The organism is Variovorax sp. YR266 (genome assembly GCF_900107295.1).
In the GTDB taxonomy this organism is placed as follows: Bacteria; Pseudomonadota; Gammaproteobacteria; order Burkholderiales; family Burkholderiaceae_C; genus Variovorax.
In genome coordinates this window covers 330,366-353,079 of record NZ_FNPM01000004.1, presented here as the reverse complement: position 1 = coordinate 353,079, position 22,714 = coordinate 330,366, and the positions used below count along the sequence as shown (strand labels likewise).

The 22,714-nt window shown below is 67.1% G+C and carries 26 protein-coding genes; 14 read left to right on the top strand and 12 right to left on the bottom strand.

Annotation, left to right across the window (positions count from 1 at the left end; translation table 11 throughout):
• Positions 1–17: 17 nt before the first annotated feature.
• From BLW48_RS13510 to BLW48_RS13490, 5 genes are all read right to left on the bottom strand, one after another.
• Positions 18–857 (bottom strand): tetratricopeptide repeat protein, encoded by an 840-nt coding sequence (locus BLW48_RS13510; protein WP_093175400.1) that lies wholly within the window; start codon positions 855–857, stop codon positions 18–20.
• Positions 858–862: 5 nt separating this feature from the next.
• The gene (locus BLW48_RS13505) at positions 863–1,585 is read right to left on the bottom strand and encodes a TetR/AcrR family transcriptional regulator (protein ID WP_093053744.1); all 723 of its coding nucleotides are present in this window, start codon (positions 1,583–1,585) and stop codon (positions 863–865) included.
• A gap of 147 nt (positions 1,586–1,732) precedes the next feature.
• Entirely contained in the window at positions 1,733–2,212 is a 480-nt protein-coding gene (locus BLW48_RS13500; protein WP_093175397.1) for a phasin family protein, read from the bottom strand.
• A 96-nt stretch (positions 2,213–2,308) separates the two neighbouring features.
• The gene (locus BLW48_RS13495) at positions 2,309–2,758 is read right to left on the bottom strand and encodes an acyl-CoA thioesterase (RefSeq protein WP_093053749.1); all 450 of its coding nucleotides are present in this window, start codon (positions 2,756–2,758) and stop codon (positions 2,309–2,311) included.
• 113 nt (positions 2,759–2,871) lie between these two features.
• Positions 2,872–3,768, bottom strand: coding sequence for a LysR family transcriptional regulator (locus BLW48_RS13490; RefSeq protein WP_093175395.1), 897 nt, complete (start codon positions 3,766–3,768; stop codon positions 2,872–2,874).
• A gap of 121 nt (positions 3,769–3,889) precedes the next feature.
• Here BLW48_RS13490 and gtdA point away from each other — a divergent pair, with 121 nt between their 5' ends.
• From gtdA to BLW48_RS13445, 9 genes are all read left to right on the top strand, one after another.
• Positions 3,890–4,951, top strand: coding sequence for a gentisate 1,2-dioxygenase (gtdA, locus tag BLW48_RS13485; RefSeq protein ID WP_093175392.1), 1,062 nt, complete (start codon positions 3,890–3,892; stop codon positions 4,949–4,951).
• Positions 4,952–5,017: 66 nt separating this feature from the next.
• Positions 5,018–5,722: a fumarylacetoacetate hydrolase family protein gene (locus BLW48_RS13480; RefSeq protein WP_093175390.1), complete on the top strand. Its 705-nt coding sequence runs from the start codon at positions 5,018–5,020 to the stop codon at positions 5,720–5,722.
• Positions 5,723–5,746: 24 nt separating this feature from the next.
• The gene (locus tag BLW48_RS13475) at positions 5,747–7,009 is read left to right on the top strand and encodes a 3-hydroxybenzoate 6-monooxygenase (RefSeq protein WP_093175387.1); all 1,263 of its coding nucleotides are present in this window, start codon (positions 5,747–5,749) and stop codon (positions 7,007–7,009) included.
• A gap of 56 nt (positions 7,010–7,065) precedes the next feature.
• The gene (locus BLW48_RS13470) at positions 7,066–8,043 is read left to right on the top strand and encodes a Bug family tripartite tricarboxylate transporter substrate binding protein (protein ID WP_093175385.1); all 978 of its coding nucleotides are present in this window, start codon (positions 7,066–7,068) and stop codon (positions 8,041–8,043) included.
• Positions 8,044–8,127: 84 nt separating this feature from the next.
• A complete protein-coding gene (locus tag BLW48_RS13465) occupies positions 8,128–9,108 on the top strand; it encodes a Bug family tripartite tricarboxylate transporter substrate binding protein (protein WP_093053766.1) in 981 nt (326 codons plus the stop codon).
• On the top strand, positions 9,108–10,463 hold the full coding sequence (locus BLW48_RS13460) for an FAD-dependent oxidoreductase (RefSeq protein WP_093175382.1): 1,356 nt from the start codon (positions 9,108–9,110) through the stop codon (positions 10,461–10,463). Before BLW48_RS13465 ends, BLW48_RS13460 begins: the two co-directional genes overlap by 1 nt.
• 54 nt (positions 10,464–10,517) lie before the next feature.
• Positions 10,518–11,207, top strand: coding sequence for a hypothetical protein (locus BLW48_RS13455; protein WP_093175379.1), 690 nt, complete (start codon positions 10,518–10,520; stop codon positions 11,205–11,207).
• A gap of 90 nt (positions 11,208–11,297) precedes the next feature.
• Positions 11,298–12,188, top strand: a complete 891-nt coding sequence (locus BLW48_RS13450; protein WP_093175377.1) for an acyl-CoA thioesterase — start codon at positions 11,298–11,300, stop codon at positions 12,186–12,188.
• Between the two features lie 39 nt (positions 12,189–12,227).
• Positions 12,228–12,836 (top strand): glutathione S-transferase, encoded by a 609-nt coding sequence (locus BLW48_RS13445; RefSeq protein WP_093175374.1) that lies wholly within the window; start codon positions 12,228–12,230, stop codon positions 12,834–12,836.
• A 23-nt stretch (positions 12,837–12,859) separates the two neighbouring features.
• Here the strand turns inward: BLW48_RS13445 and BLW48_RS34990 are convergent, their stop codons facing one another.
• On the bottom strand, positions 12,860–13,054 hold the full coding sequence (locus tag BLW48_RS34990) for a hypothetical protein (protein ID WP_143047745.1): 195 nt from the start codon (positions 13,052–13,054) through the stop codon (positions 12,860–12,862).
• Between the two features lie 48 nt (positions 13,055–13,102).
• Here BLW48_RS34990 and BLW48_RS13440 point away from each other — a divergent pair, with 48 nt between their 5' ends.
• The 5 genes from BLW48_RS13440 to BLW48_RS13420 all read left to right on the top strand — a co-directional run bounded on the left by BLW48_RS13440 (position 13,103) and on the right by BLW48_RS13420 (position 17,441).
• On the top strand, positions 13,103–13,594 hold the full coding sequence (locus BLW48_RS13440) for a glycoside hydrolase family protein (protein ID WP_093175371.1): 492 nt from the start codon (positions 13,103–13,105) through the stop codon (positions 13,592–13,594).
• A complete protein-coding gene (locus tag BLW48_RS13435) occupies positions 13,591–14,043 on the top strand; it encodes a lysozyme inhibitor LprI family protein (protein ID WP_143047744.1) in 453 nt (150 codons plus the stop codon). Before BLW48_RS13440 ends, BLW48_RS13435 begins: the two co-directional genes overlap by 4 nt.
• 218 nt (positions 14,044–14,261) lie before the next feature.
• Positions 14,262–14,975 (top strand): SDR family oxidoreductase, encoded by a 714-nt coding sequence (locus BLW48_RS13430; RefSeq protein WP_093076848.1) that lies wholly within the window; start codon positions 14,262–14,264, stop codon positions 14,973–14,975.
• Positions 14,976–15,211: 236 nt separating this feature from the next.
• Positions 15,212–16,669: a SulP family inorganic anion transporter gene (locus BLW48_RS13425; RefSeq protein ID WP_093175369.1), complete on the top strand. Its 1,458-nt coding sequence runs from the start codon at positions 15,212–15,214 to the stop codon at positions 16,667–16,669.
• Positions 16,670–16,829: 160 nt separating this feature from the next.
• Complete coding sequence (locus tag BLW48_RS13420; RefSeq protein ID WP_093175366.1) at positions 16,830–17,441, top strand: methyltransferase domain-containing protein; 612 nt, start codon at positions 16,830–16,832, stop codon at positions 17,439–17,441.
• A 55-nt stretch (positions 17,442–17,496) separates the two neighbouring features.
• On the opposite strand, the gene BLW48_RS13415 is transcribed toward BLW48_RS13420, so the two are convergent.
• From BLW48_RS13415 to atpE, 6 genes are all read right to left on the bottom strand, one after another.
• Positions 17,497–18,216, bottom strand: a complete 720-nt coding sequence (locus tag BLW48_RS13415) for an ABC transporter ATP-binding protein (RefSeq protein WP_093076852.1) — start codon at positions 18,214–18,216, stop codon at positions 17,497–17,499.
• Complete coding sequence (locus BLW48_RS13410) at positions 18,213–18,968, bottom strand: ABC transporter ATP-binding protein (RefSeq protein WP_093053796.1); 756 nt, start codon at positions 18,966–18,968, stop codon at positions 18,213–18,215. Before BLW48_RS13410 ends, BLW48_RS13415 begins: the two co-directional genes overlap by 4 nt.
• Positions 18,965–19,948 carry a branched-chain amino acid ABC transporter permease gene (locus tag BLW48_RS13405; protein WP_093175364.1) on the bottom strand — a complete coding sequence of 328 codons (984 nt, stop codon included), beginning with the start codon at positions 19,946–19,948 and terminating at the stop codon, positions 18,965–18,967. Before BLW48_RS13405 ends, BLW48_RS13410 begins: the two co-directional genes overlap by 4 nt.
• Positions 19,945–20,865 (bottom strand): branched-chain amino acid ABC transporter permease, encoded by a 921-nt coding sequence (locus tag BLW48_RS13400; protein ID WP_093175361.1) that lies wholly within the window; start codon positions 20,863–20,865, stop codon positions 19,945–19,947. The genes BLW48_RS13405 and BLW48_RS13400 overlap by 4 nt, the downstream gene beginning before the upstream one ends.
• 128 nt (positions 20,866–20,993) lie before the next feature.
• Positions 20,994–22,199: an ABC transporter substrate-binding protein gene (locus BLW48_RS13395; RefSeq protein ID WP_093175359.1), complete on the bottom strand. Its 1,206-nt coding sequence runs from the start codon at positions 22,197–22,199 to the stop codon at positions 20,994–20,996.
• 155 nt (positions 22,200–22,354) lie between these two features.
• Entirely contained in the window at positions 22,355–22,594 is a 240-nt protein-coding gene (gene atpE / locus BLW48_RS13390; protein ID WP_012745530.1) for a F0F1 ATP synthase subunit C, read from the bottom strand.
• Between the last annotated feature and the right edge of the window lie 120 nt (positions 22,595–22,714).

Sequence of the window (22,714 nt, the reverse complement as noted above, 5' to 3'; positions counted from 1 at the left end):
ACCCGGTGGTACCAGATTCAGTCCTTCAGCCCCGCCCGCGCCAGCTCCACATCGAGCCGCTCCCGCGCATCGGCCGGCTTCAGCCCCGCCGCTCTTTCATAGAGCCGCGTCGCCTCGCCCATGCGCGATTCGCCGTGCAGCATCAGCTGCGCGCGGGCGTATTCCATCATTCCGGCGGCCGAATGGGGGTGCAGTTCGAGGCCGCGTTCGAACAGCTCGAGCGAGGTCTCGGCACGCACGCCGTAGGTCATGCGGCCGACCAGCGCACCGACCTTGTCTATCACCTCGGCGTGGAACGAAGCCAGCGCGAGGTGCGCGTCCGCGTGCCGCGGCTGCAGCTCGATCACGCGCTCCAGCGCTCCCTTGAGCTTGCTGCCCAGTCCCTGCGCCAGCGCACGCGCCACGCTGATGCCCTGGCTGTAGCGGCCCAGTGCGTAGGACTGCCAGTAGAGCGCCTGGCAGTTCTCGGGCTCGGCAGCGGCCTGCGCGCTCGCGCGCTCGATCACCTGGCGGAACATCGCGAGCCGCACGGCCTCGCGCGGTTCGACGTAGTTGGCGTAGATCGCGGTCGCCTGGTTGGCCAGCGCCAGCCCTTCGGCGCCCTGCAGCAGGCCGATGGCGGCGGCGCGTTCGAATTCGCCGCTGTGGTACAGCGCCCAGCCTTCGGCGAGCGCAGAGCTTTCGGCCGGCAGCGGCAGCTCGTGGCCGGCATGCAGGCGCGGCCAGTGGAGCAGCACGCTGCGGGCATCGAAACGGGGCACGTCGACCCAGGGCAGGGGCGTCCAGGGGGCCGCGTCGGCGGTGGCAAGCGGGCTGGCAGGCATCAGCGAGAGCGGTTTGAAATCGGGGTGGGGCATGGTTGCTAGACCGCCATATCGACCGGGGAAGCCGCGGCGCCGGCGCTGCTGCCGGCACCGCTGTTGCTGGAATCTTCGCCGTTGTAGGCATTGCTGAGTGTCAGCAGATGCCGCCGTTGTTCCCGCCCGAGGTAGGGTGCGAGCAGGTGCAGGGTGTGATGGCCGCCGCGCATCAGCGCGCCCTGCGCATGCGCGGGCTCCAGCGCCTCGCGCGGGTTGCGCACGTATTCATAGCTGAGCCAGTAGGTCAGCACCACGACCATGCTCTGCGCGAGCGTGTCGACCTCGTGCGCGTCGATCTCGAGGTGGCCGGCGCGGCTCAGGCCGGCGATCAGCTGGCGGATGGCGCGTGCCTTGTTTTTCAGCACCAGCTGGAACTGGGTTTCCAGCCGCCGGTTCTTGCTGAGCAGGTCGTTGAGGTCGCGGTAGAGAAAGCGGTAGCGCCAGATCAGCTCGAACAGGCTGTGCATGAAGAACCACGCGTCCTCCACGTCGTGCACGCCTTCGCTCGCGTGCAGCAGTTCGTTGAGCTCGGTCTCGTAGGCTTCGTAGAGCTTGTTGATCAGCTCTTCCTTGGCCGGGTAGTGGTAGTACAGGTTGCCCGGACTGATGTTGAGTTCGCCCGCCACCAGGGTGGTCGAGACGTTCGGCTCCCCGAAGCGGTTGAACAGATCCAATGCGGCTTCGAGGATGCGTTGCGCCGTGCGGCGTGGCGCCTTCTTTGCCATGTCGGTGCCCCCGGTTGTCTCGTGGTCTCTTGGGGGCACTCTAGCGCATGTGCACCGCACCATGAACGGTGCGGGACATGTTTTGCCGCGCTGATTTTTTTGTGCAGTGCCGCAATACCGACCGGTCGGCAGACGGCTCGGGCTGGCTCAGCCGGCTTTGCTGCGGCGCAAGGTTTTCTTGGCGGCCGGCGCGGCCGTCTTGCGGGCCGCGGTCTTGCGGGGAGCGGCGGTGGCGCCCTGCGATTTCTTCAGCTGCGCTTCGAGCGCCTCGACGCGCGCCTGCAGCGCGGCCATGTCGGCGGCGCTGGGGATGCCGAGCTTTTCGAGGGCGCGCGCCACGCGCTCTTCAAAAATGTTCTCCAGCTTGCCCCACTGGCCCGCGGCCTTGGTGCCGAACTCGCTGGCGAAGCCGGCCATGCGTTGCTGGGCCTGGGACAGGGTTTCCTCGGCGGCCTGCTGGGTCTTCTTCTGCATGCCGGCGCCGTCCTTGACCAGCGCCTCGAAGGCCTTGCTGCCTTCCTGCTGCATCTTGGCGAAGGCGCCGAGCCCGGCAAGCCAGATCTGCTGGGCGGAATCCTTGATGCGGTCTGCGGCCTTGCCGTTGCTGTCGTCGTCCTGGGTAGCCATGCGAAGTTCCTTTGCAAACAATCGGCCGACTCTAGCCGTTCGACGTGCTTCCCATTAGAGCTTCGCGTCTATGAGGCCAAGCCTCCCCGGGAAGGCTCAGGGCGTTGCGCCCGCCGCGCGGCTCGCGTCGAGATGCGCCTTCGCGCGCTCGGCCAGGGCCATTTCACCGGGCGTGCCGGGCACATAGGCCTCGACCGGCAGCGGCCGCCCGTGCGAGTCGACCGAGACGAACACGATCAGGCATTCGGTGGTCTTTTCCATCGAGCCGCCCTTCATGTCGCCGCTGCGCACCTCGACCGAGATGTTCATGCTGGTGTTACCGGTGTAGGCCAGGCGAGCCTCCACCTCGACGAGGTCGCCGATCATGATCGGCCGGTGAAAGCGGATGCTGCCGATGAAGGCGGTGACGCAATACCGCTTGGCCCAGCTGGTCGCACAGGCGTAGCCGGCCTCGTCGATCCACTTCATGACCGTGCCGCCGTGGACCTTGCCGCCGAAGTTGACGGTGCTGGGCTCGGCGAGAAAACGCAGGGTGATCGAAGACATGGGGGCCGCCTTTTCGGATATGGCTATGGGGTGGGGAGCCGCGATTATGCGAGCGGGCGCACGCTTGCGGATGCCGCCCGTCGTCCGGGCATGCACGCTCAGTCAGTCGGCTGCTAGCTGCCGCTGAACAGCTGGGCCAGGGTGCGCCGCAGCCAGGCATTGCCCGGGTCGGCATGGAAGCGCTCGTGCCAGTGCTGCTTCACCGCATAGGCCGGCAGCGTGAAGGGCGGCTCCAGCAGCTTCACCGGCTCCTGCGTGGCCAGCACCTTGCCGAGGATGCGCGGCACCACCACGATCAGCTCGGTGTGCGCCACGATGCGCGCCACGCTCAGGAAGCTCGACAGCCGCACCACCACGTCGCGCTTCAGGCCCAGCCGCGCGATGGTCGTGTCGACGATGGCGTGCCCGGTGCCCGAGGTCGACACCACCGCATGCGCCTCCGCCTCGAAGCGCTTGCGCGTGAGCTTTGCGCCGATGCGCGGATGGTTCTGCGCCGCCAGGCAGACGAAGTTCTGCATGAACAGCGTCTGCTGGTAGAAGCCCGCGTCCAGCTGCGGCATGAAGCCCACGGCCAGGTCGACCTCGCCGTCCTGCAGGCGGCGCCCGCTGATGGTCGAGATGATCTCGGTCTCGATATGCACCCCCGGCGCCGCGCGCCGCAGGTGGTCGAGCAGGCCGGGCAGCAGCACCACCTCGCTGATGTCGGTCATGCAGATGCGAAAGCGCCGCTGCGCCTGCGCGGGCTCGAAGCTGCTGCGGTTGCCCTGGGCCTGTGCCAGCTGGGCCAGCGCCTCGCGCAGGTTCGGATAGATGCGCTCGGCATGCGGTGTGGGCTGCATGCCCTGGGCGGTGCGGGTGAACAGGCGGTCGTCGAAGTGCGCGCGCAGCTTGTTCAGCGCGGTGCTGGCCGCGGCCTGCGCCATGCCCAGCCGCTCGGCCGCCTTCGAGACGTTGCCGGTCTTGTAGACCTCGTCGAACACGGCGAGCCATTCGAGATCGAGCTTGGCCATCGGGGGCTCCTGCGTACGGTGAAAGGCACCATTATCGAAATTTCGAATTCCGTGTATTGGCTACCGGTCTTGAGGAAATAGTGGTGCGGCTCAACAATGCCGCCACGGAGACACCCACGTCATGAAACCCGCGCCTTCTAATGCGGCAGAACGCCGCGACTACTACGCCCGCATCCGCCCGCTGAATCTCACGCCGCTGTGGGAATCGCTGCACGCGCTGGTGCCGCGCGAACCGCAGACGCCCTGCGTGCCCGCGCTGTGGCGCTACGACGAGATCCGTCCGCTGCTGATGGAGTCGGCCGAGCTCATCACCGCCGAAGAGGCCGTGCGCCGCGTGCTGGTGCTCGAGAACCCGGCGCTGCCCGGCAACTCGTCGATCACGCAGTCGCTCTACGCGGGCCTGCAGCTCATCATGCCGGGCGAGGTGGCGCCTTCGCATCGCCACGTGCAGTCGGCGCTGCGCTTCATCGTCGACGGCAAGGGCGCCTACACCACGGTGGGCGGCGAACGCACCACCATGTACCCCGGCGACTTCATCATCACGCCCTCGTGGGCCTGGCACGACCATGGCAACGAAGGCATCGGCGGCACAGTGGAGCCCGTGGTGTGGCTCGACGGGCTCGACATTCCGATGCTGCGCTTCTTCGACGCCGGCTTTGCCGAGAACGACGACGCCAAGGTGCAGTACGTGTCGCGCCCCGAAGGCAACAGCCTCGCGCGCTTCGGCCACAACATGGTGCCGGTGCGGCACGACCACACATCGGCCACCTCGCCGATCTTCAACTACCCCTACGCACGCAGCCGCGAGGCGCTGGCGCAACTGCAGACGCAGGAAGCGCCCGACGCATGGCTGGGCCACAAGCTGCGCTACATCAACCCGCTGACGGGCGGCTCGCCGATGCCGACCATCTCGACCAACCTGCAACTGCTGCCAAAGGGCTTCGCGGGCAAGACGCACCGCGCGACCGATGGCGCGGTGTACAGCGTGGTCGAAGGCCACGGCACGGCCGAGATCGCCGGCCAGCGCTTCGAGTTCGGTCCACGCGACACCTTCGTGGTGCCTTCGTGGGCGCCGCTGCGGCTGTCGTCGCCGGGCGAAGACAGCGTGCTCTTCAGCTTTTCCGACCGCCCGGTGCAGCAGGCCATGGGCATCCTGCGCGAAGCCTTTCTAGAAGACGCCTGAAGCCCGGGCGACCCTTCTTTTCTTTTTTTGTTCGACCGTGTGCCGCCACGCGCGGCAGGAGCCTTCATGTCCTTCGTCTTCACGCCTCCTTCCATCGTCGGCCTGCCCATCGTGGGCTCCGACCAGCAGTTCCCCGTGCGCCGCGTCTACTGCGTCGGCCGCAACTACGCGGCCCATGCACGCGAGATGGGTTTCGACCCCGACCGCGAACCGCCTTTCTTCTTCTGCAAGCCGAACGACGACGCTTCCGTGGTGCCGGTGTTCGACGGCAAGGGCGCGTCCATTCCCTACCCGCCGCTCACGAGCAACTACCACTACGAAGCCGAGCTGGTGGTCGCCATCGGCAAGGGCGGCAAGGACATTCCGGTCGACCAGGCCGCAAGCCACATCCACAGCTACGCCGTGGGCCTGGACATGACCCGCCGAGACCTGCAGATGAAGATGCGCGAGCAGGGCCGCCCATGGGAAATCGGCAAGGCCTTCGACTTCTCCGCGCCCATCGCGCCGCTGCGCAGGCTGGCCGACGTGGGCGAGATCAACGCCGGCGCCATCGTGCTCGAAGTCGACGGCCAGGTGCGCCAGAGCAGCGACATCACGCACCTGATCTGGTCGGTGAACGAAGTCATCGCCAACCTGTCGACGCTGTTCACGCTGCAGCCCGGCGACCTGATCTTCACCGGCACGCCAGAAGGCGTGGGCGCGGTGAAGCCCGGCCAGACGATCAAGGTGAGCATCGACCGCCTGCCGTCGCTGACTGTGCAAATCGACTGATCTTCTTCACCGCACAGGCTCGCCATGACTCCATCGAAGAACCCTCCCACCGTGCTGCTGGTCGGCGGCGGCATCGGCGGCATGGCCGCGGCGCTGGCGCTCGCGCGCCTGGGTGTTTCCATCGACCTGCTCGAACAGAGCGCCACCATCGGCGAGATCGGCGCCGGCCTGCAGCTAGGGCCCAATGCCTTCGCCGCGCTCGACGCGCTGGGCGTGGGCGAGGCGGTGCGGCGGGGCTCGGTGTTCACCGACAGGCTGGTGATGATGGACGCGGTCGATTGCGGCGAAGTGGCCTCGGTGCCGGTCGGCGAAGCCTTCCGCGCGCGCTTCAGGAATCCCTATGCGGTGAGTCACCGTGCCGACCTTCATGGCGCGATCCACGAGGCGGTGAAGCAGCATCCGCTGATCCGCTTCCACACCTCGGCGCAGGTCGAGGCTATCGATATGGGCGGTCAGGGCGTCACTGCCGTCACGAGCGATGGCCGGCAGTTCAGGGCCGACGCCATCGTCGGCTGCGACGGCGTGAAGTCGGTGGTGCGCAGCAAACTCATCGGCGATGCGCCGCGCGTGTCGGGCCACGTGGTCTACCGCGCCGTGGTGCCTGCGGCCGACATGCCGGCCGACTTGCGCTGGAACGCGCCCGTGGTCTGGGCCGGCCCCAACTGCCATTTGGTGCACTACCCTCTGCGCCATGGCGAGCAATACAACCTGGTCGTCACATTCCACAGCCGCGAGCAGGAGGAGTGGGGCGTGACCGACGGCAGCAAGGAAGAAGTGCTCTCGTACTTCGAGGGCGTGCACGCGCGTCCGCGCCAGCTGCTAGACCGTCCGACCTCGTGGCGCCGCTGGAGCACGGCCGATCGCGATCCGGTCGAACGCTGGAGCGAGGGCCCGGCCACGCTGCTGGGCGATGCGGCGCATCCCATGATGCAGTACCTCGCGCAGGGCGCGTGCATGGCGCTCGAAGACGCGGTGACGCTCGGCGAGGCGGTGAAGGCCTGCGGCTTCGACATGACCGCCGCGTTCAAGCTCTATGAAGCTGCACGCATCGCCCGCACGGCGCGCGTGGTGCTGTCGGTGCGCGAGATGGGGCGGCTGTATCACGCCAAGGGCGTGGAGCGCCTTGTGCGCAACAGCCTGTGGGTCGGCCGCTCACCCGAGCGCTTCTACGATGCGGTCGAATGGCTGTACGCCTGGCGGCCCGAGCATTGCCTGGACGATGCGCCCGAGGCGCTGCGGCCATCTGCCGAAGCGGCCGCCATGGCCGCCGCGCTTTCGCTGCACTGACACCCGTTGCTTCCAACATTCATAACCATCGAGGCCCCAGGCCCAGGAGACAAGACATGAACTTTTCGCGCGCACTTCTGGCAGGCGTCCTCGCCCTGACGGCGGCGACAGGCGCCATGGCGCAAGCCGGCGACTTCCCCAACAAGCCCGTGACCCTCGTCACCCCCTTCGCGGCTGGCAGCGGCCCCGATGCGGTGCTGCGCCTGGTCTCCGACAAGCTCTCGCGCCTGTGGGGCCAGCGCGTGCTGATCGACAACAAGCCCGGTGGCGGCGGCTTCATCGCCATCGACCAGGCCCGCCGCGCCGCGCCCGACGGCTACACGCTGCTGCAGCTCGACAGCGAGCACATCGCCGCGCTGCCGCACCTGTACAAGTCGCGCAACTTCGTGACGCTGCAGCACTTCGATCCGGTGGCGTCGCTCTTTCGCACGCCCTTCTTCGTGGCCGTGGCCACCGACTCGAAGTGGAAGAACATGAGCGACCTGATCGCCGCCGCCAAGGCCAACCCCGACGGCATCGTCTACGGCTCGTGGGGCGTGGGCAGCCCGGGCCACCTGGGCGCGCAGCAGCTCGAGGCGCTCACCGGCATCCACATGCGTCATGCGCCGTACCGCGAGGTGTCGCAGCTGTTCTCCAACGTGGGGGCGGGCGAGGTGCCTTGGAGCTTCGCGAGCATTCCGTCGAGCCAGGGCATCTACAAGGCGGGCAAGCTGCGCTACCTGGCCATCGCGGCGCCCAAGCGCATTCCGCAGATGCCCGACGTGCCGACCATGGCCGAGGCCGGCGGCCCGGCTTCGCTGGAGGTGAATTCGTTCGTGTCGCTGCTCGCGCCCAAGGGTGTGCCGGCAGCCATCAAGGCGAAGATCAATGCCGACGTGGCCAAGGTCATCGCCGACCCCGAGATCCGCGCCCGCTTCGACACCTTCGCCTTCGAGCCGCTGGCCTGGTCGCCAGAGGAAATCAAGCGCAATGCCGAGGCCAAGTCGAAGGTGTACGGCGAGCTGGTGCGCAGGGGCAACATCAGCCTCGAATAGCGGGGGGCGTGGCTTGCCCGGTGTCTTGCTCGACAGTTAAGCTGGCCCTCTTTAGTTTTTGACAACTTTTTCACACTTCTTTTCATGCAAGCCACCAAGAGAGCTCTCCTGATTGCCTGCGGTCTGGCGGCCGCCGCCACCGCGCTGCCGCTGAGCGCCAATGCAGAGAACGCTGCCTGGCCGACCAAGCCGATCCGCCTGCTCGTGGGCTTCCCGGGCGGCTCCACGCCCGACATCGCGGCGCGCACCATCGCCGAGCCGCTGTCGAAGGCGCTGGGCCAGCCGATCGTGGTCGACAACAAGGCCGGCGCCTCGGGCAACATCGCGGCCGACCAGGTGGCCAAGGCCACCGACGACCACACGCTGGGCATCGTCATCAACGGCAACCTCACGTCGTCGAAGATGCTGTACGCCAGGCTGCCGTACGACCCGGTGAAAGACTTCACCTACCTGTCGCTGATCGCGACCGCGCCGCTGGTGCTGGTGGCGCAGAACAACCTGCCCTCCGGCACCGCCTTCTTCGACGAGGGCCGCAAGGCCGGCGACAAGTGGAACTACGGCTCGGTGGGCATCGGCTCGGTCGGGCACCTGGGCATGGAACTGCTCAAGACCCGCGTGCCCGGCTTCAAGCCCGAGCACGTGCCCTACCAGGGCAACCCGCAGGTCATTACCGCGATGCTGGGCGACCAGGTGCAGATGGGCCTGATCCCGCCGGGCGTGGCCATGCCGCAGATCAGGGCCGGCAAGCTCAAGGCCATCGGCCTCACGGGCGGCCGCAGCGCGCTGGTGCCCGAGATCCCGCCGCTGTCGGAAGCTGGCGTGAAGGACTTCAATCTCGAAGTGTGGGTGGCGCTGCTCGGCCCGGCCAACCTGTCGAAGGCGGCGCAGGCGCGCATCAGCCGCGAACTCGAAGTGGTCATGAAGAACCCGGACGTGCGCCGCAAGCTCTTCGAGCAAGGCTGGCAGGCCGTGGGCACCTCGCCGGACGGGATGCGCACGCGCGTCAACGAAGAGGCGGCGATCATGACCAAGATCATTTCCGCACGCGGAATCAAGCTCCAGTGATGACTACGTCTCCCACAACATTGCATGAACCGGCGCGCGAACTGCCGGTCTTCGGTGAATACGACGTGGTGGTGGTCGGCGGCGGCCCCGCCGGCATCGCTGCCGCCGTGAGCGCTGCACGCCACGGTGCCAACACGCTGCTGGTGGAGCGCTACGGCTTTCTCGGCGGCATGGGCACTGCCGGCGGCGTTACCAACTTCGCGGGCCTGTACGGCAAGCGCAAGGGCGAGATGACGCAGCTGGTGCACGGCGTGGTCGACGAGCTGATCGAGCGCATCGCCGGCCTCAACGGCATGAACCAGCCGCAGAACGGCATGGGCGGGCGCATCTGCGTGCGCTCGTACGACACCTCGGCCTACAAGCTGGCCGCCGACCAGTTGCTCGACGCCGCGGGCGTGAAGCTGCTGTTCCATGCGTACGCGGCCGCGGTGATCCGCGAGGGCAGCCGCATCGCGGCGCTGGTGGTCGAGACCAAGTCGGGCCGCCAGGCCATTCGCGCCAACGCCTTCATCGACGCCAGCGGCGACGCCGATGTGGCCGCCTTTGCCGGCGTGCCCTTCGAGGTGGGCGACGGACACGGCAGCGGGCTGTTCCCGACCACCATGTTCCGCATCGGCCAGGTCGACGCGCCGGCCGCGCTGGAGGCGGTGGGCGAGTTCAAGGCCATCAACGACTACATGGCGCGCACCGAACAGCAGAAGCCGGGCGTCTACAAGTTTCCGCGCGAAGGCGCCATCCTGCGGCCCAACAAGGACCCGCGCGAATGGCGCGCCAACGTCACGCAGATCCGCAACGCCCAGGGCCGCGCGATGAACGGTGTCGATGCGCGCGAGCTCACCGAGGGCGAGCTCGAAGGCCGCCGCCAGATCAGCGAGTACTTCAAGTTCCTGAAGGCCGAGGTGCCGGGCTTCGCGCAGTCGTCCATCGTGGAGATCGCGCCGCAAGTCGGCATCCGCGAGACGCGGCGCATCCAGGGGCTCTACGCGCTCGGGCGCGAAGACATCCTGGGCTCGGCGAAGTTCGACGACAACATCGGCCTGAATGCCTGGCCGATGGAAATGCACGCAGACGGCCGCATCGAGTGGGCCTTTCCGCGCGACGAAGCCAACGCCTACAACCACCTGCCGTGGCGCATGCTGGTGCCGCAGACGCTCGACAACCTGCTGGTGGCCGGCCGCTGCGCGTCGATGACGCACGAGGGCCAGTCGGCCGCGCGCGCGAGCGGCGGCTGCTTCGTCATGGGGCAGGCCGCGGGCACGGCGGCAGCGTCGCTGGGCAGTACGGCCTTCGCGAAGGTCGATGTGCCGGCCCTGCAGAAAAAGCTGGCCGCCGACGGCGCCGACCTCGACCGCTGAGAGCGGCGGCGCGCTAGAGTCCGGGGCAAGATGAACTCGACCCCCGGACGAAACGTGAACCTTCTTTCGTTGTCGATCACCGCGCGCCGCGGCTTCCTGGCTCTTTCATGCGCCGCGCTCGGCCTGATGCAGTGGGGCTGCGCCAGCATGCCCGAGGGCGAGCCCGTTCATGGCAAGGACGCGATGGTGAGCTTTCTCGCGAGCAAGGACGGCCGCAAGCTCGTCATTGCCGGCGAGAAGTACCACTACGTGTTCGACGGCGACCCGGGCGTGGCCACCATCCTGCGGTGGGAAGGGCGCACCAAGATCTCGCCCGCCCTGGTCGGCGAGTTGAAGGTGGCGCGCAACCAGAGCCTCGAAGGCCAGTACGTGCTGATGGCCTTCGACACCGACCTGACGCCTGACGACCAGGCCTTCCTGATCCAGACCGGCTTCGCGAAGACCGAAGTGAAATACGGCGACCGCACCGGGCCGGCGCTGCGCTACTTCGGCAGCGTGAAGGGCCGCCGCTACGAGGCCGGCGTGCTGAAGCAGGACGAGGCGGTCGACTTCTCCCGGACGCAGTACCTCAAGTACGTGGAGCAGGAAACGGCCAGCGGCCCCGCCGACAAGGCCGCGCCGACGCCGCTGGCCCGCGCCGCCGACGGCTCGCTGGTGCTGGGCGGGGCGCCGCTGTCGGTGGTGCAGGGCGGAACGGACTACAGCTGCCGGGCCCGCTTCATGGACATCTGCTTCTTCAGATAGCAGCCGCTGACCGGCCCGCGACAGCCCGCGGGCGCGGCCTTTGCTATGGTCCAAGGTTGCTTTCTGCCCTGTTTTGACAGCCTTCCCCCGATGACCACCGATTCCGCTACCGCCGCCCACCTCGTCAACGAACTCGTCGCGCTCATGCAGCTCGAGCCACTGGGCGGCGACCGCTTCCTGGCCCAGAGCGAGGACATCGGCACGCCCGCCGTGTTCGGCGGCCAGGTGCTGGGCCAGTCGCTGATGGCCGCGAGCCTCACGGTGGGCGCCGAGCGCCCGGTGCATTCGATGCACGCCTACTTCCTGCTGCCGGGCGAACATGCCCCCATCGAGTACAGCGTCGACCGCGTGCGCGACGGCCGCAGCTTCACCACCCGCCACGTGGTGGCGCGCCAGCAGGAGCGCATCATTTTCGAAATGTCGGCCTCGTTCCAGACCGTGGACGAGGGCGTTGAGCACCAGTTCGACATGCCCGAGGTGGCCGGCCCCGAAGGCCTCGTCAGCGAGCTCGACCAGCGCATCGCCCTCGGCGACCGCCTGCCAGAGCCCTGGCGCTCCAAGGCGATCCAGCCGCACGGCATCGAATATCGCCGCGTCGACCCTGAAGACCTGATGGCGCCGCTGCCGCGCCCGGCGGCGTCGCAAAGCGCCATCTGGATGCGCGCCATCGCGCCGTTGCCCGACGATCCGATGGTGCACCGCGCGCTGCTGGCCTATGCCTCCGACCACGGCCTGCTGCGCGCAGCGATGCTGCCGCACGGCCTGAGCTTCATGAGCGGCCAGGTGCGCCCCGCGAGCCTCGACCACGCGATGTGGTTCCACCGCGATTTCCGCATGGACGACTGGCTGCTGTACGTGCTCGATTCGCCCAGCGCGGGCGGCGCGCGCGGCCTGTGCCGCGGCAGCCTCTATGCGCGCGACGGCCGGCTCGTGGCTTCGGCCGCGCAGGAGGGCATGCTGCGCATCAGGAAGCCGGCGTAGTCACAACAGCGCAAGCCCGAAGCACAAGCTCTCATCACCATGAAAATCTTCTTCTCTCCCGCTTCCCCCTTCGTGCGCAAGTGCATGGTCGTGGCGCACGAGCTCGGCATTGCAGACCGCATCGAGAAGCTGCCCAGCACGGCCGGCCCGGTGAAGCGCGACGCCACCATCATTCCGAAGAACCCGCTCGGCCAGGTGCCGACCTTCATCACCGACGACGGCCAGGTGCTGTTCGACAGCCGCGTGATCTGCGAGTACCTGAACGCGACGCAGTCGGGCAAGCTGTTTCCGGCAGACGGCGCCGCGCGCTGGGCACGCCTGACCGAACTGGCGCTGGCCGACGGCATGACTGGCGCCGCATTGCTCGCTCGCTACGAGAGCGTGTTGCGCCCCGAGGCGCTGCGCTGGGCCGACTGGACCGATGGTCAACTGGCCAAGGTGCGTACCGGCCTCGAATGGCTCGAGACGGCTGCACCTTCATTTGGTGACCGTGTCGATATCGGCACCATCGCTTTTGGCTGCGCGTTGGGCTACATGGACTTCCGGTTTCCCGCAGTGGATTGGCGCGCTCAAGCGCCGAACAGCGCGAAGTGGTTCGAGGCGTTCAACCAGCGTGCGTCGATGCAGGCGACGTTGCCCACTGCCTGAGTTCCGTTCGATTCAGGGCGCGATCACGCCGACGGCGTGCTCCGCTTCGCGAATGTCCCCCGGCCTTCGGCCTCCTCCTTTATTTCGCTGCGCAGAGCACACCATCGACGTGATCGTTGGACGCGGCGGTTGATCGGCCAGCACGACAGTTGCGCCTTGAACGCGCAGTTTTTCGCGAAGGTGTCAGGAATGTGCCAGCGGATGGTGAGCCATGTCATGAGGCGTTGATAAAACGCGGGCTTTGGAATCACAACAAGGGAGCTTGAATGGCCAACGAAAATATGGCGATGAGTGCCAGTGGGCGCGCAGAACTTCGCCGCCGCGAGGATGTGCGTCTCCAGTACTACAACGACATGGCAAACAACTGTACGTTTGGAGTGGGTGCCCTCGCGCACCTTGGTCCTTGCACTGCCGAGGAACTGGTTCGTCCGGTAACGGCGGCGCAAGTCGATGCCCAGTTGGCGACCCGACTGCACACGGCGGAGGCCGGCGTGCGGCGGCACGTGAATCGCCAGGCACTCACACAAGCCCAGTTCGATGCGCTGGTGAGCTACACCTTCAATCTTGGTGTCGCTGGCGCCCGGTCAGTGCTCGATGCTGCGAATCGGGGTTCCAATGCAGACGTTGTGACGCACATGAACAGCAACGTCTTTGTCCGTCCCCGCGATGCTCGCGGCCGCCGTCTTCGCGCTGTTCGTTCACAGGGCCTGGCAAACCGCCGGCGCGAGGAAACATCCCCATTTCAGCCCACACGATGAAACGCGTATTCGTTACCCTGCTGGCCGTCTTCGCAGTCTCGGGAGCATCCGCAGCCTCTCCTGCGAGATACGAGCCTGGTTTTCAGGAGGTATTGACCGCCTTGGCGCAACGCTCCGGGATATCCGAGGACGAGTTGCGTGGCCTTCTGTCTCGCTGCGAGGTAAGTCAATCAGCAATGAATATTTGTGCGTATCGAGATGTCGTTGCGGCCGACTTGAAACTGAAGCACGCCGTAGCCAGCAAGGTGCAGCAGTTGCCGGCCTGCAAGGAGCGGCTCGAAGCCAGGATCGCCCGTTGGGAAGTCGCGCGAGACCAGGGATGCAAACGCAGCGCGGCGAAGGACTATGGCGGTGGTTCGCTTGAGCGGACGGCGGAGTCCATGTGCGCTCAGCACGAAATCGTTCGGATGACGAAACAGGTTGAACGTCAACGCACCTGCAAGCAGTAAGCCTTTGGGGTTCAGCACAAGCGCTGCGTCCACGTGCGAATGGCACCGGGTGCTCCCCGCAGCGAAATAAAGGAGGAGGCCGCAGGCCGGGGGACATTCGCGGAGGGGAGTACCCGGTGTCATTCGCACTCGCCCTGAACAACAGGACAAGAGCCTGAATGGCAAGAGCCCCGATTCCTTGGCTAAATGCAGGCTCCGCATGAACCAAGGAATCCCAGATGTCTTCTGAAGAACAGAAAAAAGTAGCCATCGTCACCGCAGGTGGCAGCGGCATGGGCGCCGCAGCAGCACGCAAGCTCGCAGACGACGGCTTTCGTGTAGCCATCCTCTCGTCGTCGGGCAAGGGCGAGGCACTGGCTGCCGAGCTGGGTGGCATCGGCGTGACCGGCTCGAACCAGTCGAACGACGACCTGAAGCGGCTCGTAGACAAGGTCGTTGCTCAGTGGGGCCGCGTCGACGTGCTGGTCAACAGCGCCGGCCACGGCCCTCGCGCGCCCATCCTCGACATCACCGACGAAGACTGGCACCGCGGCATGGACGTCTATCTGCTGAGTGCCGTGCGCCCCGCGCGCCTTGTTGCGCCGCTGATGGTGAAGCAGGGCGGCGGCTCCATCATCAACATTTCCACCTTCGCCGCCTTCGAGCCCGACCCGGTGTTCCCCACATCGGGCGTGTTCCGCGCGGGCCTCGCAGCCTTCACCAAACTCTTTGCCGACAAGTACGCAGCCGACAACGTGCGCATGAACAACGTGCTGCCGGGCTTCATCGACAGCCTGCCCGAGAAGGCCGAATTCCGTGGCCGCATTCCCATGGGCCGCTACGGCAAGAGCAGCGAGATAGCGGCCGTGATCGGTTTCCTCGCGTCGGAAGGCGCCGGCTACATCACCGGGCAGAACCTGCGCGTGGACGGCGGCATCACGCGCTCGGTGTGAAGCCCGGCGGCCGGCGACAGGCCGCTCTCTACAATCTCGCCCATGTGCCCGAGGATGCCCCGCTTTCCCATTCGCCGCCGGCAGTCGGGTTGCTCGCGGCCGACGCCTCCTTGACGCGAGCGCAGTGATGCGCGGCGGCTTCGGCCGACGCGACGCGCACGGGTCGCACGCCGGCCCTTGTCCTGCCATCTCCCGCACCGCCTTGCCGGTGGCATGCGGGCTGCTTTTCTTTTTCCATGTCTTCTTCCCACAGTCGCCTGCGCACCGAGTGGTGCCCCAGCATTCCCCGCGAGCTCATGGCTGGTGCCGTCGCCACCTTCGCTCTCATTCCCGAAGTCATCGCTTTCTCTTTTGTAGCCGGCGTCGATCCGGCGGTCGGCCTGTTCGCTTCCTTCGTCATCGGCATCGTCATAGCCTTCGCCGGCGGCCGGCCGGCCATGGTGTCGGCCGCGGCCGGCTCTGTGGCCCTGGTGGCCGCGCCGCTGGTGCATGCGCACGGCCTGCCGTACCTGCTGGCTGCCGGCGTGCTCGCCGGTGCAATGCAGATCGTGTTCGGCCTGCTGCGCCTGGGTGTGCTGATGCGCTTCGTCTCGTCGTCCGTGCGTACCGGCTTCGTCAACGCACTCGCCATCCTGATCTTCGCGGCGCAGATGCCGCATTTCATCGGTGCCAACACCGCGACCTGGGCCATGGTCGGGCTCGGGCTGGCCGTCATCTATTTGCTGCCGCGCATCACAACGATCGTGCCTTCGCCACTGGTGTGCATCGTGGTGGTGACGTTGGTGGGCTACTGGCTGGGGCTGCCGCTGAAGACGGTGGCCGACCTCGGGCAACTGCCCGGCGCGCTGCCGGCGTTCGCGCTGCCCGACGTGCCGCTGACGCTCGAGACTTTGCGCATCATCGCGCTGCCGGGGTTCGCCATCGCGATGGTCGGGCTGCTCGAGTCGATGATGACCGCCAGCGTGGTCGATGAGCTGACCGACACACCGAGCTCGAAGAACCGCGAGTGCAGCGGCCTCGGCGTGGCCAATGTCGCGGCCAGCTTCTTCGGCGGCATTGCGGGCTGCGGAATGATCGGCCAGACCGTGAGCAACGTGCGCTACGGCGGGCGCGGGCGGCTGTCCACGCTCTTCGCGGGCGCGTTCCTGCTGATCCTCATGGTGCTGCTCAAGCCCTGGGTGTCGCAGGTGCCTGTAGCGGCGCTGGTCGCGATCATGGTGATGGTGTCGGCCTCGACTTTCGACTGGGGCTCGCTGCGCACGCTGGTGCGGCATCCGCGCATGTCGAGCGCGGTGATGCTCGCCACGGTGGCCGTCACCGTGGCCACCGACAACCTTGCCGCGGGTGTGGCCACGGGCGTGATGCTCAGCGGCGTGTTCTTCACATTCAAGGTGGCGCGGCTGCTGCATGTCCATGCAGCGCAGGACGCCGACGGCGCGCGCGTCTACCGCGTCACCGGCCAGGTGTTCTTCGCTTCCGCCGACATGCTGGTCGACGCCTTCGACGTGCGCGAGATCGACGGTGCAGCGGTGCGCATCGACGTGTCGCAAGCACATTTCTGGGACGTGACCGCCGTGGCCGCGCTGAAGAAGGTGGTCGAGCGATTGCGCAAGCACGGCAGCGTGGTGGACGTGGCCGGCATGAACCAGGCCAGCCGCGACCTGGTGCTGCAGCTCGATACCGCGCCCGACTGAAAGGTCAAGCGGGCGCCGTGCCTTCCCGCGCGCTGCGGCTCGCGCACGCCACGGCACCGGTCAGCGCCTAGGCGATTTTCCCCATGAGCCGGATGACGCGTTGGACCTAGACTTTCCATCCAGGTCCCGCCGGATGTCCGATGGGCCGGAAAGGCTGCTCATGAAAATCTCCGCACAGGCGCTGGAGAAATCGCACCGCACCGTCCAGTCCTACGAAGGTTCTGCCCGCGAGTACAACGCGATCGTGGCCGAACACCCGCTGCAGCCCGAAATCGCGGACGCGATGCGGCGGATGATGCAGTTCGTGCCCGCCGGCGGCACCGTGCTCGAGATCGGCTCCGGTCCGGGGCGGGACGCCGACTTCATCGAGTCCCTGGGCGGGGTCGTCAGGCGCACCGATGCGGCACAGGCATTTCTCGATCTGCAGGCGGAGCGCGGCAAGAAGGGCGAACTGCTCGACGTCATCACGGATGCGCTGGGAGGGCCCTACAACGCCATCCTCGCGATGTGCGTGCTGATTCATGTCGATCGCGCGCAGATCGGCCCGATCTTGCGCAAGGTCTTCGACGCACTCGAGCCCGGCGGTGCCTTCCTGGTCTCCATGCGAGTCGGCGAAGGCGAGACGAATGGCGACTGTCACACTGTGTACTGGGCGAAAGACCTGTTCGCCGCGCAGCTTGAAGAGGCCGGCTTGCGCACGCATTGGGAGATGGAGCGCATCGGCCGCAACGAGGAAGCGTGGGTCTACTTCCTCGCGCTTCGGCCGCAATGAGACACAGCGCCGTGAACGCCGTGAAGCCGCGCGAACCAGGGGGCGAACGGAGGCCCTACACGCCCAGGTAGCGCGTCCACAGCGACCGGTCGGCGTCCAGCGCGGCCGAGTCGCCCTGCCACACTACGCGCCCGCGTTCGAGGATCACATGGCGGTTGGCCAGCGGCAGCAAACGCTGCACGTACTTGTCGACCACCAGGATCGCCTCGCCTTCGGCCTTGAGCGTGGCAATGCAGTGCCAGATCTCCTCGCGGATCACCGGGGCCAGCCCTTCGGTGGCTTCGTCGAGGATCAGCAGGCGCGGGTGCGTCGACAGCGCACGGGCGATGGCCAGCATCTGCTGCTCGCCGCCCGAGAGCTGGTTGCCCGCGTTGGCCTTGCGCTCCGACAGGCGAGGGAACAGGCCGTACAGCGCATCGAGCGTCCAGCGCGGCGCGCTGCCCGGACGCGGTCTTGCAAAGGCGCGCAGGTGCTCATCGACGCTGAGATTCGGGAACACATGCCGCCCCTCGGGCACGATGGCCACGCCGCGCCGCGCGATGGCGTCGGGCTTGTGACCGCCGATGGCCGCGCCGCCGAAGTGCACGCTGCCGCGCATCGGCGAGAGCGTGCCCGTCAGCACCTTGAGCAGCGTGCTCTTGCCCATGCCGTTGCGCCCGAGCAGCGCGAGCACTTCGCCGGGGCGGATGTCGAGGTCGATGCCGAACAGCACCTGGCTGGCGCCGTAGCCGGCTTCGATGGATTTCGCTTCGAGCAATGTGGATGCCGTACTCATGAATGGCCTTCTGCTTCCGTGCCGAGGTAGACGGCTTGCACGTCGGGATGGCCCCGCACTTCGTCGGCCGTGCCGCTCATCAGCACCTTGCCCTGCACCAGCACGGTGAGCCGGTTGGCCAGGCGGAACACCGCGTCCATGTCGTGCTCGATCAGCAGGATGGCCATCGATGCGCGCAGCGATTCGATCAGCTCCACCATGCGCGCCGATTCGTCCGGGCCCATGCCGGCCATCGGCTCGTCGAGCAGCAGCAGCTTGGGCTCGGCCGCGAGCGCCAGCGCCACGTCGAGCGCGCGCTGCGCGCCGTGCGGCAGCGTGCCCGCGATGCGCTCGCGTTCGCTGCCGAGGCCGACGCGGTCCGCAAGCGCCACTGCACGATCGACGAGGTCGCGTTCCTTCGCGCGCGGCGCCATGAAGCGCAGGCTGGTGCCCGCATGGGCCTGCGCTGCGAGCATCAGGTTGTCGTGCACGGTTTCTTTGGGGAACACGCGCGTCACCTGGAAGCAGCGCGACATGCCGGCGGCCACGCGCTGATGATCTTTCAGCTTCGTGATGTCGGCTTCGTCGAGCAGGATGCGGCCGGCATCGGCTTTCAGCAGGCCGGTGATCAGGTTCACCAGCGTGGTCTTGCCCGCCCCGTTCGGGCCGATCAGCGCATGCACTTCGCCGCGCTCCACGGTGAGGTTCACATGGTCGGTCGCCAGCAGTCCGCCGAAGCGCTTGACCAACCCTTCGATTCTGAAAAGGCTCATGGTGTCGTCTTACTCCCTCGCCCCTCCGGGGAGAGGATTGGGGTGAGGGGCAGGCGGCGCTTGTAGAGGGCGGCAAGCCCTTTGGGTGCCCATAACGCAACAGCGATCAGCAACAACCCCAGCGGCATATGCCAATGCTCCGTGTGCTGCTTCAACGCCTCTTCGAGCAACAGCCAGACAACAGCACCCACCGGCCCGCCCCAGCTGCGCCCCAGCCCGCCGATGACGACCATCACCAGCAGCGTGGCCGACTGCGTCCAGTGCATCGTCGCCGGACTCACGAATCCGTTGCCGCCCGCGAGCAGCGCACCGGCCAGCCCCGCGATGGCGCCTGCAATCGCGAACGCCACCAGCTGCAGCCGGAACACCGGATAGCCCAGCGCCCGCATGCGCGTCTCGTTGTCGCGGATGCCCATCAGCGCATGGCCGAAGCGCGATTGCGTCGCACGGTGCAGCCACCAGAGCGCGAGCGCCACGATTGCCAGCACCACCCAGTAGAAGTTGGCTTCATTGCCCAGGTCCAGCCCCGGCAGCAGCGTGGGTCGCGACATCAGCGTGTAGCCGTCGTCGCCGCCATAGCGGCGCAGCGACACCACCACGAAGTACAGCATCTGCGCGAAGGCCAGCGTGGTCATGATGAAGTACACGCCGCGCGTGCGCAGCGCCACCGTGCCGATCAGCGCCGCGACGAGGCCGGCCACGAGCGCGGCCAGCGGCCACATCACCCACGCCGACATCACGCCCGCGTCGCTGAGCGCGACCACCGTGTACGCCCCCACGCCGATGAAGCCCGCATGCCCCAGCGCCACCATGCCGCCGAAGCCGAGGATGAAGTTGAGGCTTGCCGCAGCCAGCGCCACGATGAGCACGCGCCGCACGAAGCCGATGTAGAACTCGAGCCCGAAAACGGGTGCGACCAGCGGAAACGCCGCGAGCAGCACGAAGAGCAGCCCGAGGCCGATGTAGCGTGAGGACTTCATGCGCGTGCCGAGAAAAGGCCCGAGGGCCGGAAGATGAGGACCACCACCATCAGCGCGTACATCGCGACTTCGGCGAACAGCGGCCCCAGGTCGGCTGCAGTAGCCGGCGGTAGCGTGGCACGCAGCAGCATCGGCACGAAGGCACGCCCCACGGTGTCGACCACGCCCACGAGCAGTGCAGCCACGAAGGCGCCGCGCACCGAACCGATGCCGCCGATCACCAGCACCACGAGCGCCGGAATCAGGATGGCCTCGCCCATGCCGACTTGCACCGCGACGATCGGGCCCATCAGCGCGCCCGCCAGCGCGGCCAGCGCCGCACCGAGCAGGAACACGCCGTTGAAGATGCGGCCCACGCGCACGCCCATCAGCTCGGCCATCGGCCGGTCGGAGGCGCCCGCGCGCACCCGCATGCCGATGCGCGTGTGGTTCACCAGCAGGTACAGCGCCAGCGCCACCAGCAGCCCGCCGACGAGGATCACGAGGCGATAGGCCGGGTAGGGCAGGCCGTCCATCAGTTCGACCGGCCCCGAGAGCGCGGCCGGCGTCGGCGCCATCACCGGCGACGGGCCCCAGGCCATCGTCACGATGTCGTCGGCGACCAGGATCACGCCGAAGGTGGCCAGCACCTGCGCGAGATGGTCGCGTGTGTAGAGGCGGCGCATCAGCAGCACTTCGAGCAGCAGCGCCACCACCACGGTGACCGCCACCGCGATGACGATGGCCGCCGCGAACGAACCGGTGCGCGTGTGCGCCTCGGCCGCCACGTATGCGCCGGCCATGAAGAGCGAGCCATGCGCGAGGTTCAGCACGTCCATGATGCCGAACACCAGCGTGAGCCCCGCAGCCAGCAGGAACAGCATCAGCCCGTAGCCGAGGCCGTTGAGCAGCTGCTCGAGAACAAGAATTCCACTCATAGGATCACAAGGATTGCTCGCGTTTTCATTCGAGGAACACCGAGGAACCGGCTTTGCCGGGCCTCAGGTGTTGCCCCCGGTAGGGGGAAGGAGAAGCGACACGAAGTGCGCGAAGCCTGGGGGCGAGCCTATTTCAGGGGGCACTTGTCTGCGTAGCTGTCGCCGTAGTTCGTGAGAACCGTGTTGATCAGCTTGTTCGTGACCTTGCCCTGCGCATCCTTGCCGATCACGCGCAGGTAGAAGTTCTCGATGGGAAAATGGTTGTTCGCGTACTTGAAGTTGCCGCGCGTCGATGCGTAGTTGGCCTTCTTCAGCGCGGCCACCACGGCTTCGCGGTTCTGCGCGTTGCCGCCGGACTGCTTCACGGCAGCGTCCATCGCGAGGATCGCGTCGTAGGCCTGCGCGGCGTACACCGACGGGTAGCGGCCGTTGTATTCCTTGCGGAACGCGGCCACGAAGGCCTTGTTGGCGGCGTTGTCGAGGTCGTGCGCCCAGTGCGAGGTGTTGAACAGGCCGAGCATCGGGTCACCCACGGCGCCGATCACGTCCTCGTCGGCCGAGAAGCCGCTGGTCACGAGCGTGATGTCCTTCGAAAGGCCCGCGCCCACGAACTGCTTGATGAAGTTGATGCCCATCGCGCCGGGCAGGAAGAAATAGATCGAGTCGGGCTTGGCCGCGCGCAACTGCGCGAGCTCGGCGGCGTAGTCGATCTGGCCCAGCTTGGTGTAGAGCTCGTCGGCCACCTGGCCTTTGAACTGGCGCTTGAAGCCGCCAAGGGCATCCTTGCCGGCCGGGTAGTTGGGGGCGATCAGCACGATCTTCTTGAAGGCGCGGTCTTGCGCGAACTTGCCGGCGGCCTCGTGGAACTGGTCGTTCTGGTAGGCGGTGCCGAAGAAGTAGGCATTGCACTGCGCGCCGGCGAACTGGCTCGGGCCGGCGTTGGCCGAGAGGTACGGCACCTTGGCGTTGAAGAGCGTGGGGCCCACGGCCAGCGCCACGTTGGAGCCGATGGGGCCGCTGAAGATGTCGATCTTGTCGCGCTGGATCATGCGGTCGACCAGCTGCTTGGCCTGGTCGGGGCTGCCGGTCATGTCGGCCTGCACGAATTCGACGTCCTGCCCGCCGAGCTTGCCGCCCAGCTGCTTGATGCCCAGCGCGAAGCCGTCGCGCGCCTCGGCGCCCAATGCCGCGAAGGGCCCCGAGATGTCGAGGGCCAGGCCCACCTTGACGGGTGCGGCAGCGGCCGACACCGCGGTACCGAGGACTGCGCCGCACAGCAGCAGCGAAAGCAGGGTGCGCGGCAGCGCGGGCGACTTCGGGGGCAGGTGGCTCATGGGTTCTCCGGCAGGGAAAGATGAAACAACGCACCGGTACCGCCCCATGCGGCACCGGCGACATCAAACCGTTGATAGCTAAATACTTTAACTGTAAACAATTCGGTGTCAACAGTGCTAGCACGAATGGTGCCAGTGCGCCGTCTCGTTCCTGCTCAGCCGAAGGGGTTGGCGGTGGCAAACCAGAGGCCGATGCCGGTGGCGATGATGAAGGCTCCGTCGGTCACGCCGGCCACCAGGAAGAACTTGGTCTGCAGCGTGTCGACCAGCTCGGGCTGGCGTGCGGTGCTTTCCAGGAACTTCTGGCCGACCAGCCCGATGCCGAGGCAGGAGCCGAGGGCCGCGACGCCGATCAGCAGGGCGACTGCGAGGGGAAGGATGTTGAAGCCGGTCATGGTGTTTTCTCCTGGTTGGTTGATTGATCGATTGATTCGATGGAGGTACTTTCCCAGAGAGGGTGCGCACGGTCCATGACGTGGGAGGTCATGGGATGCACGAAAAAAAGCCGGCCGCAA

Coding starts and splice junctions, on each gene's coding strand:
- BLW48_RS13510 (WP_093175400.1), bottom strand. CDS start 857: ATGCCCCACCCCGATTTCAAACCGCTCTCGCTGATGCCTGCCAGCCCG.
- BLW48_RS13505 (WP_093053744.1), bottom strand. CDS start 1,585: ATGGCAAAGAAGGCGCCACGCCGCACGGCGCAACGCATCCTCGAAGCC.
- BLW48_RS13500 (WP_093175397.1), bottom strand. CDS start 2,212: ATGGCTACCCAGGACGACGACAGCAACGGCAAGGCCGCAGACCGCATC.
- BLW48_RS13495 (WP_093053749.1), bottom strand. CDS start 2,758: ATGTCTTCGATCACCCTGCGTTTTCTCGCCGAGCCCAGCACCGTCAAC.
- BLW48_RS13490 (WP_093175395.1), bottom strand. CDS start 3,768: ATGGCCAAGCTCGATCTCGAATGGCTCGCCGTGTTCGACGAGGTCTAC.
- gtdA (WP_093175392.1), top strand. CDS start 3,890: ATGAAACCCGCGCCTTCTAATGCGGCAGAACGCCGCGACTACTACGCC.
- BLW48_RS13480 (WP_093175390.1), top strand. CDS start 5,018: ATGTCCTTCGTCTTCACGCCTCCTTCCATCGTCGGCCTGCCCATCGTG.
- BLW48_RS13475 (WP_093175387.1), top strand. CDS start 5,747: ATGACTCCATCGAAGAACCCTCCCACCGTGCTGCTGGTCGGCGGCGGC.
- BLW48_RS13470 (WP_093175385.1), top strand. CDS start 7,066: ATGAACTTTTCGCGCGCACTTCTGGCAGGCGTCCTCGCCCTGACGGCG.
- BLW48_RS13465 (WP_093053766.1), top strand. CDS start 8,128: ATGCAAGCCACCAAGAGAGCTCTCCTGATTGCCTGCGGTCTGGCGGCC.
- BLW48_RS13460 (WP_093175382.1), top strand. CDS start 9,108: ATGACTACGTCTCCCACAACATTGCATGAACCGGCGCGCGAACTGCCG.
- BLW48_RS13450 (WP_093175377.1), top strand. CDS start 11,298: ATGACCACCGATTCCGCTACCGCCGCCCACCTCGTCAACGAACTCGTC.
- BLW48_RS13445 (WP_093175374.1), top strand. CDS start 12,228: ATGAAAATCTTCTTCTCTCCCGCTTCCCCCTTCGTGCGCAAGTGCATG.
- BLW48_RS34990 (WP_143047745.1), bottom strand. CDS start 13,054: ATGACATGGCTCACCATCCGCTGGCACATTCCTGACACCTTCGCGAAA.
- BLW48_RS13440 (WP_093175371.1), top strand. CDS start 13,103: ATGGCCAACGAAAATATGGCGATGAGTGCCAGTGGGCGCGCAGAACTT.
- BLW48_RS13435 (WP_143047744.1), top strand. CDS start 13,591: ATGAAACGCGTATTCGTTACCCTGCTGGCCGTCTTCGCAGTCTCGGGA.
- BLW48_RS13430 (WP_093076848.1), top strand. CDS start 14,262: ATGTCTTCTGAAGAACAGAAAAAAGTAGCCATCGTCACCGCAGGTGGC.
- BLW48_RS13425 (WP_093175369.1), top strand. CDS start 15,212: ATGTCTTCTTCCCACAGTCGCCTGCGCACCGAGTGGTGCCCCAGCATT.
- BLW48_RS13420 (WP_093175366.1), top strand. CDS start 16,830: ATGAAAATCTCCGCACAGGCGCTGGAGAAATCGCACCGCACCGTCCAG.
- BLW48_RS13415 (WP_093076852.1), bottom strand. CDS start 18,216: ATGAGTACGGCATCCACATTGCTCGAAGCGAAATCCATCGAAGCCGGC.
- BLW48_RS13410 (WP_093053796.1), bottom strand. CDS start 18,968: ATGAGCCTTTTCAGAATCGAAGGGTTGGTCAAGCGCTTCGGCGGACTG.
- BLW48_RS13405 (WP_093175364.1), bottom strand. CDS start 19,948: ATGAAGTCCTCACGCTACATCGGCCTCGGGCTGCTCTTCGTGCTGCTC.
- BLW48_RS13400 (WP_093175361.1), bottom strand. CDS start 20,865: ATGAGTGGAATTCTTGTTCTCGAGCAGCTGCTCAACGGCCTCGGCTAC.
- BLW48_RS13395 (WP_093175359.1), bottom strand. CDS start 22,199: ATGAGCCACCTGCCCCCGAAGTCGCCCGCGCTGCCGCGCACCCTGCTT.
- atpE (WP_012745530.1), bottom strand. CDS start 22,594: ATGACCGGCTTCAACATCCTTCCCCTCGCAGTCGCCCTGCTGATCGGC.